The organism is Achromobacter sp. 18P8.1.1 (assembly GCF_057799415.1).
In genome coordinates this window covers 23344-38874 of record NZ_JBYOKH010000021.1, presented here as the reverse complement: position 1 = coordinate 38874, position 15531 = coordinate 23344, and the positions used below count along the sequence as shown (strand labels likewise).

Annotated in this window: 13 protein-coding genes; 2 read left to right on the top strand and 11 right to left on the bottom strand. The window is 66.2% G+C overall.

Annotation, left to right across the window (positions count from 1 at the left end; genetic code table 11):
* Positions 1-181: 181 nt before the first annotated feature.
* The 11 genes from AC27VE_RS15165 to AC27VE_RS15115 form a co-directional block, all read right to left on the bottom strand.
* A complete protein-coding gene (locus AC27VE_RS15165) occupies positions 182-1231 on the bottom strand; it encodes an ABC transporter substrate-binding protein (RefSeq protein ID WP_280029195.1) in 1050 nt (349 codons plus the stop codon).
* 93 nt (positions 1232-1324) lie between these two features.
* Entirely contained in the window at positions 1325-2302 is a 978-nt protein-coding gene (locus AC27VE_RS15160; RefSeq protein ID WP_424625558.1) for a CobW family GTP-binding protein, read from the bottom strand.
* A gap of 1 nt (position 2303) precedes the next feature.
* Positions 2304-3962, bottom strand: a complete 1659-nt coding sequence (locus AC27VE_RS15155) for an amidohydrolase family protein (RefSeq protein WP_488704339.1) — start codon at positions 3960-3962, stop codon at positions 2304-2306.
* A gap of 5 nt (positions 3963-3967) precedes the next feature.
* Complete coding sequence (locus AC27VE_RS15150) at positions 3968-5215, bottom strand: metal-dependent hydrolase family protein (RefSeq protein WP_006227097.1); 1248 nt, start codon at positions 5213-5215, stop codon at positions 3968-3970.
* Between the two features lie 26 nt (positions 5216-5241).
* Positions 5242-6123: an ABC transporter permease gene (locus AC27VE_RS15145; protein WP_006227096.1), complete on the bottom strand. Its 882-nt coding sequence runs from the start codon at positions 6121-6123 to the stop codon at positions 5242-5244.
* Positions 6124-6131: 8 nt separating this feature from the next.
* Positions 6132-7178 carry an ABC transporter ATP-binding protein gene (locus tag AC27VE_RS15140; protein WP_488704338.1) on the bottom strand — a complete coding sequence of 349 codons (1047 nt, stop codon included), beginning with the start codon at positions 7176-7178 and terminating at the stop codon, positions 6132-6134.
* 3 nt (positions 7179-7181) lie between these two features.
* Positions 7182-8045: an ABC transporter permease gene (locus AC27VE_RS15135; protein WP_035214014.1), complete on the bottom strand. Its 864-nt coding sequence runs from the start codon at positions 8043-8045 to the stop codon at positions 7182-7184.
* Positions 8046-8300: 255 nt separating this feature from the next.
* Positions 8301-9401, bottom strand: coding sequence for a M14 family metallopeptidase (locus AC27VE_RS15130; RefSeq protein WP_488704337.1), 1101 nt, complete (start codon positions 9399-9401; stop codon positions 8301-8303).
* Positions 9398-10741 (bottom strand): MFS transporter, encoded by a 1344-nt coding sequence (locus AC27VE_RS15125; RefSeq protein ID WP_488704336.1) that lies wholly within the window; start codon positions 10739-10741, stop codon positions 9398-9400. The genes AC27VE_RS15130 and AC27VE_RS15125 overlap by 4 nt, the downstream gene beginning before the upstream one ends.
* A 420-nt stretch (positions 10742-11161) precedes the next feature.
* On the bottom strand, positions 11162-12280 hold the full coding sequence (locus AC27VE_RS15120; RefSeq protein WP_488704335.1) for a M14 family metallopeptidase: 1119 nt from the start codon (positions 12278-12280) through the stop codon (positions 11162-11164).
* Complete coding sequence (locus AC27VE_RS15115; RefSeq protein ID WP_488704334.1) at positions 12277-13608, bottom strand: MFS transporter; 1332 nt, start codon at positions 13606-13608, stop codon at positions 12277-12279. Before AC27VE_RS15115 ends, AC27VE_RS15120 begins: the two co-directional genes overlap by 4 nt.
* Before the next feature lie 181 nt (positions 13609-13789).
* Here AC27VE_RS15115 and AC27VE_RS15110 point away from each other — a divergent pair, with 181 nt between their 5' ends.
* A complete protein-coding gene (locus AC27VE_RS15110) occupies positions 13790-14686 on the top strand; it encodes a LysR substrate-binding domain-containing protein (protein WP_488704333.1) in 897 nt (298 codons plus the stop codon).
* Between the two features lie 123 nt (positions 14687-14809).
* Positions 14810-15517, top strand: a complete 708-nt coding sequence (locus AC27VE_RS15105; protein ID WP_488704332.1) for a FadR/GntR family transcriptional regulator — start codon at positions 14810-14812, stop codon at positions 15515-15517.
* Positions 15518-15531 lie beyond the last annotated feature (14 nt).

The following is a 15531-nucleotide window of genomic DNA, read 5'->3' as shown; positions in this document are numbered from 1 at the left end:
CTTCTTGCCTTTCATCTTCGCTCTCTCGGATGTTATATCATTACAAATAGCTAACGAATGATATAACATTTCAAGATTGACGCAAGATGTCCAGGGTAGATTCATCGGCCGCCCATCGCAGACGGGGACCGATCTGCAACGTCCCTCCGGATGCGGACCGGCCGCATCCGGAAGCGGCGCCTCAACCCGCCTTGAATTCCTTGTTCCAGAATTCCAGCATGTCGGCCTTGCCTTCCGTCAGGCGCTTCAGGTCATAGGCGTGCAAGAGCTTAACTTCCGCCTCCGAGAAACCCACGCGCTTCAAGTTTTCCGGCAACGACGCGTTGGTCACCGTGGGCGCATAGCCCATTTTTTCGGCGAAACCGATCTGGCCTTGCGGGTCCAGCATGGCGTTCAGGTATTCCCACGCGGCGTCCTTGTTGCGGCTGTTCTTGGCGATGCCGGCCTCGAACGACACGGGCACCGAGCCCTCCTTGGGAATCACGAAACCCAACGGCAGGCCGCTGTCTTTCCATTGCAGCGCGCGCGCCTTCCACATGCACGCGATGGCAATCTCGCCGGACTTGAAGGCGGCCGCGACCGCCTCGTTGGACGGGTAGATGCGCGGCGCATTCGCCTTGAGCTTGGTCAGGAAGCGCTTGCCCCCGTCAAAACTCTTGGTGTCGCCGCCCGCGCCCAGGCCGACGAAGACGGCGTTGTACAGGTACAGGATGTCCGAAAAGCCCACCTGCCCTTTCAGTTTTGGGTCCAGCAACACTTCCAGCGAATCCGGCGGCGTCGGGAATTTTTCGGTGTTGTAGACCAGCGTCATCGCGCTGAAGATATGGGGAATCGAATATGCCGTCTTCAGCGCGCCGATCGCATGCGCCAGATTGGGCAGCTTCTTCGCGTCGATCGGTTCCAGCGTGCCGGAGCGCTCGGCGTCGTACATGTCGACTTCACCCAGCAGCGCCACGTCCATGCTGCCACGCCGCGAATTCTTTTCGGCGCGCAACTTGGTCACGCGGCCCACGGCGTTGCCCGTGTCGTAGACGACCTTCACGCCTTGCTTGTCGACGATGGGGTTGATGATCTGCTGCAGCAGGTTCTGGTAGTCGCCGCCCCAGGTCCCCACCACGATTTCTTTTTCGGCGGCGTGCGCCATGCCCGGCACCCAGCCCAAAGCGGGAGCGAGCGCCAGGCCGGAGGCGGTCTTGATGAAGCCACGGCGAGTCAGGTTTTTCTCTTGCATAACGACCTCGTATCGAAGGGGAACTGAAGACTTGCTACGGTGCGGACGCGTGGCCGGCTGTGCCCGGCCGCGCGCCCCGGTACGAAAAATGCTTCAGGCCAGCATGTCCACGGGTGCGTGCGGCGAGGACGCCCGGATCTCGCCCGCATCGATGTCGCGCGCGATCACGATGATGGCGTCGGGCGCATCGGGTTGCCGGGTCAGGCGTTGCGGCGCGCTGAAGGTGGTGCCCACCGACTGGATCAGGATGGGTTCGGCGCATTCGTTGACGCGCACCACCGCCTTGACCCGCAACAGGCGTTCGCCGCAAAGCCCGGCCAGGTTGTCCAGCCATTCCGAAAAATCCGTCCAGCTGATGCCCGCGTGGGCGCGAGCCGCCATGACGCGGATGCGGGGGTGCGCAACCCCCTGCCCGCCCGCTGTCAGCATCCGCGCGGCCAGCCCCGCCAGATCCGCCACGCCTTGGGACGGGGCAAACGCGGCTTGCACGGCGCGCCGGCGGTCCGGGTCGGCAATGACGGCCGCCAAGGGGTTCAGGGCGGCGGCGCGCACGGCGCGTGCGTCCAGAGCGCCGTCGGGCAGCAAGTCCGTCTTGGTCAACACGATGCGGTGCGCGGCACCGAACTGGGCCATGGCTTCGTCCATCTCGGCCAATGCGTCCGGGTCGCGCGCGCAGTCGTCGGTGCAGACCACCGTCAGCCGCAGGCCGCGGCGGGCCAGCTCGGGATCCGCCAGGGACGCGATGATGGGGCCGGGCCGCGACAAGCCGCTGCACTCCAGGATGACCCGCTGCAAGGGCCCTTCGCCGTCGGGGCGCGGCGCGTCCAGCAGCGCACTCAAGGTGTAGACCAGATCGCTGCGCAGCGAGCAGCACACGCAGCCGTTGGCCATCAGCGTCATCGGCACGTTGTCGCTGTCATTGGCGACGATGGCGCCATCCACGCCGACCTCGCCCGCCTCGTTGACGATCACGCCCGTGTCGCGGGACGCCGGATCACGCAGGTAGTCCACCAGCAGCGTGGTCTTGCCGCTGCCCAGGAAGCCGCAAAGCAGGAAGAGGTCGACGGCCATGTCAGGATACCTCTTGCCCGCCGTCGCAGGGCGAGCCTGCCGGCGATCCGCCGAACGGCGGGCGCTCGCCGTCCGGATCTTGCTCCCAGCTGTCCTTGACCATCTTGCGCACGTCGGCCAGCAATTCGGCGGTGTCATACACCACGCCCGATTTGATGGTGGTTTGCAGGCAGCGCTTCCATTCCACCTTGGCCGTGTCGTCGTTCAGGCGCATGGCGCCGGTGCCGAACAGCAGTTTGAAATCGGTCAGCGGATTCTGGTCGTGGATCAGCAGGTCGGCGCGCTTTTGCACGTCGATGGAGCCGGTGTCTTCATCGATGCCTAGCAGCGCGGCGCTTTGCGACGTGGCCGCGCGCAGCACTTCGATGGGATGGAACCCCGCTTCCTGCAGCAGTTCCAGTTCGCGCACGAAGCCGAAGCCGTAGATCTGGAAGATAAAGCCCGAATCGCTGCCGGCGCACACGCGGCCACCCAGGTTCTTGTATTCGTTGATGAACTGCATCCACAACCGGTAGTTCTGCTTCCACTCGATCTCGTTGGTGGTGCTCCAGCGGTACCAGTACGCGCCGTGCCCGCCGCGTTGCGGCTGGAAGTACTTCCAGACCGCCTTCCAGGTGTAGTCGTCGTGCCAGTCGGCGCGACGCGCGCGCATCAGGTCGCGGTTGGCATCGTAGATGTTGAACGTGGGCACGAAGGTATGGCCCAGCTCCAGGAACTGGTCCATGACCTGGCACCACTTGGCCGACCCCGGCTGCGCCGCCTGCATGAAGGTCTGGCCGGCGACGGCGAAGCGGTAGTACTCGTCGCTGTAGTTGTAGTCGGTGGGAAAGGACTGCACGATGCGGTCTTCGAACAGCGCTTCCGGCAAGCCGTAATAGTGTTCGGAACTGGTCAGCCCCCAGCGCGCGGACTTCAGCGCGTTCACCCGCGTGACCGCCATCTGCGCGTGATGGCAGCCGGACCGCAGCCCCAACTGCGCGGCTTCGTCCAATGCCGCTTCCATGATGGCGGGCGGCGCGCCGAAGAACTTGATGCCGTCCGCGCCGCGCGCGGCCAGCTTGCGCACCCATTCGCGGCCCTGCTCCGGCGTGTGGATCGTCTTGACGCGGTCGTTCACGGCGGGGAACACGGAATGCACCACCATGCGCGGCGCGGCGATCTTGTTGGCGGCGGAAAGCTCGCGCTGCTCCATCGTCCAGCCCAGGCCGCCCATCGCGCCCATTTCGCGTACGGTCGTGACCCCATGCGCCAGCCACAATTTGTAGATGTAGTCGGCGGGCGGGACGATGCCGCTCATGGCGTGGTACGGCGTGCCGATGTGCGCGTGCGCATCGACGAATCCGGGGGTGACGAACTTGCCGTGGCAATCGATCTCGTGGTCGCCGGCGCCGGGCCGGCGTTTCGGGTCGATGGCCTTGTGCGGCGTGCCCACGTTGACCAGCGCGGTGATGCGGTCGTTCTCGATCACGATGTCCACCGGCCCCCAGGGCGGTGCGCCGGTACCGTCGATGATCGTCGCCCCGCGCAGGATCAGCCTGGGAAACGGGCCCAGGCCGCGGTCGCGCGAGACCGGTACCGACGGCGGATGCCAGCCTTTGGCGGCGTTGACGTCGCGGGATTCTTCGCCGACTTCCGATTGCGAAAACGTGGGATCGCTCATGGCGCTTACACCCCCAGTGCGTTGTGTTCGATGACCCCGCCCTTCATGATCAGGGCCAGATGTTCGCCCTGCCCCAACAGGCAGGACAAGTCGCGGTACGGGTTGCCGTCCACCAGCAGCACGTCTGCCAAGGCGCCCGCCTGGATGCGGCCCAGCTGCCCCACCTGGTTCAGCACTTCGGCCGCGGTGGTGGTGGCGCACTGGATGACTTCCTGCGTGGACAGGACCTCGTTGCGGATGCGGAATTCGTCGCTCTGCAAGCGCTGCGACGGCCCCAGCAAGTCCGATCCGTAGCCGATCTTCACGCCCGCCTTCTTGTAGATTTCCAGCGAATGCAGGCCGGCAGTGCGCACCGTGGCAATCTTCGCCACCGAATCCGGTGGCAGGCCATAGTCGGCCCCTTCGTTGGCCAGCGCCTCGTACGTGACAAGCGTGGGCACCACGAACGCGCCCTTCTCGGCCATGAAGCGCGCCACGCGCTCGTCGACCAGGTTGCCGTGTTCGATCGTGCGCACGCCGTTGCGGATGGCGCGCTCGATGGCGTCGGCCGTGTACGAGTGCGCCATCACATAGGTCTGGCGGCTGGCGGCCTCGTCGACGATGACGCGGATCTCTTCCTCGGAATAGCCGAAGGACGCGATGGGGTCGGTGGGTGACGCCACGCCGCCCGAGGCCATCATCTTGATCTGGTCGGCGCCCATCTGCAGCTCCTGGCGCACGGCGCGGCGCACGTCGTCGATGCCGTCGGCCACGCGGCCGATGTCGCCGGCACGGAAACAGCAGCCGCAAAAGCTCATCGGACGCAGATGATCGGAACGCGGGCGCGGGTCGCCATGGCCGCCCGTCTGGCTGATGGCGCGGCCCGAGATGAAGAGACGCGGCCCCTTGACCGTGCCTTCGTTCACCGCGCATTTCAGCCCCCAGCCCGCACCGCCCGCATCGCGAACGGTAGTGAAGCCCCGGCGCAGCATCGCCGCCATGATGGGCACCGCGCGCATCATGACCAGCGCATCGGGCAGCACGCCTTGCGTGCTGAGGTTCAGCTGGGTCGCCAATACGTGCACGTGCAGGTCGATCAGCCCCGGCATCAGCGTGCGGCCCGCCGCGTCGATCACCTGCGCGGATGCGCTGGACAGGGGCTTGTCCGACACCTCCTTGATGAGGCCGTCCTCGACCAGCACGTGATGGCCTTCCAGCAGGTCGGCCTGCAAGGGATCAAGCAGGTTCGCGTTCTTGAACAATACGGATGCCATGAAAGTTCCTTGTTGGAAATGCGGGGTCAAGACGCCATGGTCTTGATGTAGCGTCGATGGATCAGCCAATTCGAGACCAGTGCGATGGCCAGCGTGCCGCACACCAGGATGACGGCCAGCGCCGCGCCGAACGGCCAGTTCGACGCGCGCGTGATCTGGTCGTAGAGCGCGGGCGCCATCATCGTCAGGCCGGAGCCGCCCAGCAGCACGGGCGTGGCGTAGGCGTTCATGCACAGGATGAACACCAGCATCGTGCCGGCCGCCACGCCGGGCGCGGCGATCGGCAACACGATGCGGCGAAACGTCGTGAAGAAGCTGGCACCCACGTTGCGGGCGGCCTCCTCCACCGACAGGTCCATGCCTTCCAGCACGCTTTGCAGCGTCAGGATCAGGTAAGGCATGACCACGGCGGTGGTGCCGATGACGACCGCGGTGGGCGTGTACATCAGGGTCAGCGGCTTGTCGATCAGCCCCAGCCCCTGCAGCACGGCGTTCACCACGCCTGCGTTGCCCAGCGCCACCATCCAGCCCGCCGCGCGCACCACGTTGCCCACCATCAGCGGGAACACCAGCAGGATCACGAACAGGCTCTTGTACCGGCTTTGCGTGCGCGCCAGGAAGTACGCCACCGGAAAGCCCAGCACCAGCGCCAGCACGGTGCACAGCCCGGCCACCCACAAGGTCGTGAAGAAGATGTCGCGGTAGTAGGGGTCGCCGAAGAACTTGGCGTAGTTCTCGAAGGTGAAGGCGGTCTGCATCAGGTCCGCCGGATCGAAATGGTTGAAGCTGTAGCGCGCCAGCTGGAGGATGGGGACCAGGATGATCACCAGCACCACCAGCGACGCCGGAAAGGCCAGCCCCGGCCCCAGCCAGCGGCTGGGCCGCCCGTCTTTTATCGCGGTCGTCATGGCGGCTCCTATTGCGTGAAGGCCACGCAGTCTTCGGGCTCGAAGCATGCGTAGACTCGCGCGCCCGGCGCCGGCTGGGCGCGGCCCGCGCCGCCGTTGACGATCTGGCTGATCATGCGATTGCCGCCTTCGAGCTGCACACGCACTTCCAGCACCGACCCCAGGTACAACGACGATTCCACCACTCCGGCCAGCGCGTTGCCGCCTTCGGGCTGGGCGGCCAGCCGTACCCGTTCCGGCCGCACACCCACGTGCGTGGCGCCGGCCCCGCCCGGCGTGGCGATGTGCTGGCCGGTGTCGGTGTGGAACTGGTTGTCGGCCTGCCCACGGCCCGTGAACACGTTCATCTTGCCCAGGAAGTCCGCCACGAAGAGATTGGCCGGACGCTCATACAGGGTGGCGGGCGCACCCACCTGCTGCACGATGCCGTCGTGCATGATGGCCATGCGGTCGGCGATCGCCAGCGCTTCTTCCTGGTCGTGCGTAACGAACACGGTCGTCAGACCCAGGCGCTGCTGCAGGGAACGGATCTCTTCGCGCACTTCCAGGCGCAGCTTGGCGTCCAGGTTGGACAGCGGCTCGTCCAGCAGGAACACCTTGGGCTCGATGGCAAGCGCGCGGGCGATCGCCACGCGTTGCTGCTGGCCGCCGGACAACTGCCGCGGATAGCGTTCGCGCAATTCGGTCATGCGCACCATGTCCAGCACGCGGCGGATCTTGGCGTCGCGGTCGGCCTTGGGCACCTTGTGCATCTCCAGCCCGAACGCCACGTTCTCGGCTACCGTCATGTGCGGAAACAGCGCATAGCGCTGGAACACCATGCCGGTGTCGCGCTTGTGCACGGGCAGCCGGGTCACGTCGGTCTCGCCGATGCGGATACGGCCCGCGGTCGGTGTGATGAAACCGGCAATCATGCGCAACGTGGTGGTCTTGCCACAGCCGCTGGGGCCCAGGAACGTCACCAGCTCGCCCTCGGCGATCTCCAGTGAAAAATCCGACACCGCCACCGCCGATCCGAACTGCTTGCGGATATTCTCGATTGAGACCTTCGCCATTTCTTACACCACCTGACTGAGTTTCACGTAGCGGTCGGTCACAAGCATGATGATCCCCAACAGCAAGATTTGCACCGAAGCCACCGAGGCGATGGTCGGGTCCAGATTGAATTCCAGGTACTGCATGATGGCGATCGGCAGCGTCGTTCGGCCCGGCCCCACCAGCGACAGCGACAGCTCCAGGTTTTCGAACGACACCACGAAACTGAACAGCGCCGCCGCCACGATGGACGGGCGCAGCATCGGCAGCGTCACGCGCATGAAGGCGACCGGCGCGCTGGCGCCGAGGTTGCGCGCGGCCTCTTCGATGGAGCCGTCCAGACCGGCCATGCCGGCGGTGACCAGGCGCACCGTCCACGGAATCGTCAGGCACACGTGCGCGATGACGAGACCGCCGAAGGTGCCGATGATGTCCTGGTCCAGCATCTCTTCGGCGCGCAGGTAGAACAGGTAGATGCCCACGCCCGCGACGATGCCGGGGATCAGCAACGGCGACAGCAGCAAGGTGTTGATGCCCTTGCTGCCCTGGAAGCGGTAGCGGGCGATGCCCACCGCCGCCAGCACGCCCATCACCACGCCAATGGCGGCGGCCACCAGCGACACTTGCAGGCTGAACAGGAATCCGTTGGCGAACGCCGGGTTCTGCCACGCTTTCACGTACCAGGACAGCGTGTAGCCGGACGGGGGGAAGTAGAGGATGGCGTCCTTGAAGAAGCTCAGCCAGACCACCAGCACGATGGGGCAGAGCATGAACGCATACATGAGGACGACGAAAACGCGGTGCAGCCACGTTGCCCACGGGATCACGCGAATGGGCTTGATCCGGGCGGCCGTGACGGCCGAGTTCAAAGGAGGCGCGCTATGCAAATCCTGGTTCCTTGTCAGCGAGGTGCCGGCTCGGTTTGAAACTCCTCCGGATGGAACTCTTCGGTTCGCTCGGTTAACCCAAGCATATCGATGGGTTGCTGCCTGGCTCAACTAGGGATAACCCAACACTGCGCCGCACTTGCGGGTATTCCCTGGCGCAGCCGCGCGTGCAGGTGCAACCCGCTGCGATAGAAGGCCCGAAGCAGGTGCAACCCAGGGAATCCATACGGACTGCAGGGCCGACGGAGCCTGGGGTCAGCGCGCGGCTTCCAGCCCGCACAATGCTTGCAGCACGGCCACGCGGCTTTGCCCCAGCACCATGCCGTGCCAGTCCGAGGCATCGCAATAGAACGCGTCCAGAATGCCCTGCAGAATGTCCCGGCGCAGCGCGTCGCTGGCGTCAGGGTGCGCAAGCAGCCAATTACGGCCGCGCAACGCCTGCACCATGTCCGGCAACGGCACCGTGCCGAATTCAAGCGATATGGCGGCGGTGACAGCCGCCGGACATGCCTCGTGCAACAGCCCGCCGACGTACCCCGTCACGTCGGCCGATGCGGAGCTGCCCAGGAAAGGCACGGCCAGGTCCGCCCCCCACCACTGCCTGGCCAGCGCCACGCCGGCGGCATCGCGCTTTCCGGCATAGATCTTTTCGCCGTGGCCGCGCGGGCCCAACCCGGTATGCACGTCGATCCACGCCACCTGCGTGCGCGCTGTGCCGGCATATTCGCCAAGGATGGACCGCAGATTCAGGAGCGACGCCGCCGGGCCGGTTCCTCCGTAGAACAGGCCATCGGGATGGGTATGCTGCCCCGCCGTCACGGCAGCCGCGTAGGCCTGCAGCCCCGCCTCGGCCACGTAGCGCGCAAGGTCCTGCTGATTTTTCCTGGACGGCGGCCACTCCTCGGGCAGCAGCAAGCCGTGTATCCCCGCATATCCGGCATTGACCGGCAACGGTCTGCCATCGAATGGCTGCGCATTGCGGTTCAGGTCGATATTGCCCTCGTCCGTGCGGGCAAGCCACGAAAAACCATGGGGATTCACCGCATGCACCAGCAGCAACGCCACGCCGGCGCGCCGCGCGCGCTCCAGCATGGGCGCATCGTCAAGCAACGCCAACTGGCAGCCCGAACCGCAGAAACCTTCCACGCCGTGGGTGGCCGAACTCACGATCAAGAGCCGACTGGCGCGCGGATCCCCGATCAGGGCGACGTCAGTTGCCAGCGCCTCGCCCTGGCGCCCTCGCGCATCGATGCCATAGGATTGGAAGTGCGTGGCCAGCGGCCTGGCCCGTGTTTCGAAGCGGCCGCGGGACTCGGCGTAGCTGCGGGAAAAATAGCGTGAGGCCGTCTGCATCATGCCTCCCGGGAATCGATGTCTTGACCCGTACGGTCGCGTATCCAGAAGAGCGCGACCGTGGATAGCGCGACCGTCGCCATCAGATACCACGCGGGCGCCATCGGGCTGCCGGTCACGTGCAAAAGCCAGGTCAAAAAGAACTGCGCGAATCCGCCGAACACCGAAATGCCCACCCCGTAGACGACGGACATCCCGGTCGCGCGCACGGCTTTCGGGAAAAGTTCGGGCAACATCGTGATGACGGGCGTGGTCTGCAAGGCCAGCAACAGGCCCAGCACCGCGATGACCCCCATCAGACGGCCCGTGCTCGGCGCGGAAACCAGCCAGTGAAAGCTCGGCAGCAGAACGGCCACCGTCGCGGCGCGCGACCAGAAAATCACCCGCTTGCGCCCCACCCTGTCCGCCAGCATCCCGATGAAGGGCGCGGTCAGAAAGCCGATGGCGCCCACCACAACGCTGGCAGACAACGTGGACGTCGCCGGCAGGCCCAGTTCCCGGTTGGCGTAGGCCGGCATATAGAAGCTGATGATCTGCGCGCTGACCATGCCGCCAATCACCAGCAATACTCCCTTCAGCACGACCACCTTGTGCTCGGTGAACACGCGGCGCAGCGGCTGATGGCTCGTTCCGGCACGGCCGGCTTCGGGTCCAACAACGCCGGCCGCTACCGGCGCCAGCGTCTCTTCCAGGTTGCGGCGGATGTAGGCGCCGACGGGAACGGTCAATATGCCGATCACGAAGGGCAGGCGCCAGCCCCAGGCCTGCATCTGCTCAGGGCTCAACGCCGCGGTCAGAAGCGTCACCACCAGCGCGCCCAGCATGACGCCCAGGCATTGGCTTCCGAATTGCCAGCTGGAATAAAAGCCCCGCTTCGATGCCGGCGAATGTTCCACCAACAGCGTGGTTGACACCCCGACTTCACCACCTGCGGCAAAGCCCTGGATCAACCGGGCCAACACCATCATCACGGGCCCGGCCACCCCCATCTGCGCGTAGGTCGGCGCCGCGGCGATCAACGCACAGCCCGCCCCCATCAGCCAGAGCGTCAACGCCATTGCCGACCGCCTGCCGTGGCGGTCCGCATACGAACCGATCAGCATCCCGCCCACGGGGCGCATCAGGAAACCCACGCCGAACGTCGCGGTGGTCAGCAGCAACTGACCATAGCTGGACGCCTCGGGGAAGAACAGTGGCCCGATGACCAGCATCAGGAACGAAAAGACGGTGAAGTCGAAGAACTCCAACGCATTGCCGATCGTGGTGCCGGCGATAACCCGCCGGCGCATGGACGGTGAATACAGCCCTTGGCCGCTGGCCCTCGGCATCGTGACAGTGGACATGCTCCTCCCCCTTATTGCGCTGCGCGACGGCAGGCCCCGAAGCCCGTGGATGGCGCCCGCAGCGTGGCACGCAATATACGGACGGCATTCGGCCGGGAGAAGCTCACTTTCTCAAGTTTCGATGGGTCCGGCATGCGCCGGCGCCGATCGGGCATCAAGCGTTCGAACGTCTTGACGCACCGCCGCGCCCTCTCGCGGCGCATCGCGCCAGCGCAGTGCAACATAGGCCTCGCCGGGATGGGAATGCCGGCTTTTCGCGGGGCATTCCGTCTTCCTGGAATACGTTTTCGGCGATTTTGGCGCTGCGCAGCATCTTCAAAACGGCTGTCGGATCCGGGACATCTGGCGCGATGTCCCGGCGGGCCGCAGGGGCTCGACGATCGGCCTGATCGAGGTGAAAATCAGACCAAGCCGGGTTCGTCAGGCCGCCGCGGACGCTCCCAGCCCGGCGGATTCCAGCCCGCACAGCGCTTGCAGCACCGCCACGCGGCTTTGCCCCAGCACCATGCCGTGCCAGTCGTCGATGGGGCAGTAGAACGCGTCCTGCGTGGCCTGCAGGATGTCGCGGCGCAGCGCCGCCGGCGCGTCCGGGTTGGCCCGCAGCCAGTTGCGGCCGCGCAGTGCCAGCACGATGTCGTCAAACGGCAAGGTGCCGTACTCCAGCGCCATCAGCGTCGGCGACGACTCGGGGCAGGCCTGGTAGATCAGGCCCGCCAGGTGGCCCGTGATGTCGACCGATGCCGACGTGCCCTGGAACGGCACGGCGATGTCCAGGCCCCACCATTGCCGCGCGCGCGCCACTTCGGCATCGTTGCGCCGGCCCGCGTAGATCTTTTCGCCGTGCCCGCGCGGGCCCAGGCCCGTATGCACGTCGATCCAACCGATGTGGGCATGGGGGCTGGCCTGCGTTTGAAGGATGCGCCGCAGGTTCGCCAGCGATGCGGCAGGCGCCGCGCCACCATAGAACAAGCCATCGTCGTGCGTGTACTGGCCGCGCGACACGGCCTGCGCAAAGGCGGCCTGCCCATGTTCGGCCACGTAGCACGCGAGGCCCCGCTGGTTTTCTTCCGACGGCGGCCATTGCGCCGGCAGCAGCAACGGATGCAGATCGCCATAGCCGGGATTAATGGGCAGCGGCGTACCGTCGAACGGCTGGGCGTTGCGGTTCAGGTCCACATTGCCCTCGTCCGTGCGGGCGATCCACGAAAAGCCGTAAGGATTCACGGCGTGCACCAGCAGCAACGCCACGCCCGCTTGGGCGGCGCGCTTGAGCATCGGCGCATCGTCCATCAATGCGGCCTGGCAGCCTGCGCCGCAGAACCCTTCCACGCCATGCGTGGCGGACGTCATGATCAGCAGGCGTTCGGCACCCGGGGCGCCGATCAGCGCCGTGTCGGTTGCCAGCGCCTCGCCTTCGCGGCCCACCGCCTCGATCGGATAAGACTGCACGTGGGCGCCCAGGCGCGCGGCGTCGGACAGGAACCGCTCGCGCGATTCGGCGTAGCTGCGGGGGAAGTAGCTCGTACTGCTGGGCATCATGCCTCCTGCTTGTCGATTTCATGGCCGGTGCGGTCCTGGATCCAGAACAGCACCACGGTCGATAGCGTCACGGTCACCATCAAGTACCAGGCGGGCGCCATCGGGTTGCCGGTGACGTGCAGCAGCCAGGTCACGAAGAACTGCGCGAAGCCGCCGAACACAGATATGCCCAGCCCATACACCACGGACATCCCCGTCGTGCGCACGGCCTTCGGAAACAGTTCGGGCAGCATGGTGATGGTGGGCGCCGTCTGCAGCGCCAGCAGGATGGCCAGCAGCGCAATCACCGTCATCAGCCGCGCAGTGCTGGGCGCGGACACCAGCCACTGAAAGCACGGCAGCAACGCGCACACGGTCACCGCGCGCGACCAGAAGATGACCCGCTTGCGCCCGACCCGGTCGGCCAGCATGCCGACAAACGGCGCCAGCACGAAGCCGATGGCCCCCAGCACCACGCTGGCAGCCAGCGTGGACGTGGCCGGCAGGCCCAGTTCCTTGCTGGCGTAGGCGGGCATGTAGAAGCCGATGATCTGCGCGCAGACCATGCCGCCGATCACCAGCAGGATGCCTTTGACGATCTGGGCCTTGTGGTCGGCGAAGACGCGGCGCAGGGGCTGGTGGGTGGAGGCGGCGCGCGTCGCCGCGGGCGCCTGGGCGGGCTCCAGCGTTTCCTCCAGGTTGCGGCGAATGTAGGCGCCGACCGGCACGGTCAGGATGCCGATCACGAAAGGGACGCGCCAGCCCCAGTCCTGCATCTGTTCCTTGGTAAGCGCGGCCGTCAACAACGCCACGGTCAGCGCGCCCAGCATCACGCCCAGCGACTGGCTGCCGAACTGCCAGCTGGAATAGAAGCCGCGCTGGTTCGCCGGCGCGTGCTCCACCAGCAGCGTCGTGGACGCGCCTACCTCGCCGCCGGCGGCAAAGCCCTGGATCAAGCGCGCCAGCACCATCAGCACAGGCCCCATCACCCCCATCTGGGCGTAGGTGGGCGCCACCGCGATCAGCCCGCAGCCCAGCCCCATCAGCCACAAGGTCAGCGTCATGGCGGCGCGGCGGCCGTGGCGGTCGGCGTAGGAACCGATCAGCATGCCGCCCACCGGCCGCATCAGGAAGCCAACGCCGAAGGTGGCGGTGGTCAACAGCAACTGGCCATAACTGGACGCGGCCGGAAAAAACAACGGCCCGATGACGAGCATCAGGAACGTGAACACGGTGAAGTCGAAGAACTCCAGCGCGTTGCCGATGGTGGTGCCGGCGATCACGCGCCGGCGCATCGTCGATGAATGCAGATCCTGCCGGCCAGGCGTGGCGGCGATGGCGATAGACATGTTTTCCCCTTGATGTCCGTGCCGGGGTGGCCGTTCCGTGAACCCGGACGCTGTGACGACCCCGTGTGGATGAATATACGGATGGCGCACGATAAGGAAAAGACAGTATTTTTGTTCCAGTGAAACCTTTTTCTTATATCCCTGCCCAGTCTTCGGACTGCTCCGATTCCGGACCCTGCCCATGAACCTGCGCCAACTGCGCACTTTTGTCCTGATCGCCGAACACCGCAGCATCCGTGCGGCGGCCCGTGCCCTGTTCGTCACCCAGCCCGCCGCCACGCGCAGCCTGCGCGAGCTGGAGCAAAGTGTGGGCGCCGAATTGGTGCGCCGCAGCGCCCGCGGCGTAGAGCTCACGACCTATGGCGAGGCGCTATACAGGCGCGCCGTGCTGATCCTGCAGGAAGCGCGCAAAGCGCAGGAAGAAATCGGGCAGATGCGCGACGGCGAAGGCGGCACGCTGAACCTGGCCATCAGTTCTTCGGCGCTGACGGCGCTGCCCGCCGCGCTGATGGCATTCCGCACCCGGATGCCGCGCGTGGCGGTGTCGTTCAACGAGGTCGCGCCGCCCTACAGTCACGAACAATTGGAATCGGGCCGCTACGACCTGCTGGTGCAGACGGAATACGACGGCAACATCGACGACGGCTTTGCGCGCCAGACACTGTTCACGCTGCCGATGGCGGTGGGCGCGCGGATCGGCCATCCGTTGCGCCACGCGCGCAGCCTGGCCGACATGCACGACGCGCTGTGGCTGCTGCCCGGCAACATCCAGGCGCCGGCGAACCTGCTGCGGCTAGCATTCGACGCCCACGGGCTGCCGCCGCCACGCGACATCATCCCCTGTCAGTCCATCGCCATCGCGCTGGCGATCATGGCCGAAAGCGATGCGCTGGGCATCTTCGTGCGGGCCTTGTTCGACCACCAGTTGATGCCGCGGCCCTTGCGCATGGTGCCGCTGGCGCACGAGCTGCCCGCTGCGCGCGTGTCCATCCTGACGCGCGCCGACTCGCCGCCCACGCCGGCCGCCCAGTGCTTCGTCGATTGCCTGATGGCGGCGCGCGCCGGGCCCGCGGCCTAGGGCCGGCACGTAGCGCCTTTCAATGCCGACAGGCCCTGCCCCAGGCAACCGGTTATCATTGGCGCCGGACTCAGCCGCAGGCCTTCAGACCGGCCTGCCGCCTCCTCTCTGCGTTCATCATCCATGGCGTTTCCACGACTTCCTTCCCCTCCCACGCTGACCGACACCGTCGCCAAGCGCCTGCTCGCCGAAATCGACGAGGGGCGCGTGCTGCCCGGTGAAAAGCTGCCCACCGAAGCCATGCTGGCCGAACAGTTCGGCGTCAGCCGCACCGTCATCCGCGAAGCGGTGTCGCGCTTGCGGCAAGACGGCATCGTGGAAGCGCGGCAAGGCAGCGGCGTGTTCGTCACCGGGATGACTGGCAACCGGGCGCTGCGCATCGACGCCACCGAGCTGAGCTCGCTGGACGCCGTGCTGCACATCGTGGATTTGCGTCGCGCGCTGGAGACCGAAATCGCGGCCCAGGCCGCGGCGGTACGCAAGAAGCGCGACATGACGGATATCGACCGCGCGCTGGCCGCGATCTCGCAAGCGGTCGCCGATGGTGGCGACGGCGTAAAGGAAGACGTGGCGTTTCACCGCAGCATCGCGCGCGCCACCGGCAACCCGTACTTCCTGACCACCCTGGCTTTCGTCAGCCAGTTCCTGGAAGCCGCCACGCGCGTGACGCGTGGCAACGAGGCCCGCCATGCCAACCTGATGCGCGACGTGATGCAGGAACACATCGCCATCGTCGAAGCCATCCGCAGCCAGGACGTGGAAGGCGCCCGCGAGGCGGCGCGCATCCACATGGTGAATGCGGCCAAGCGGCTGAGCCAGGCGCATCGCTAAGCGCGTCGCCTTTT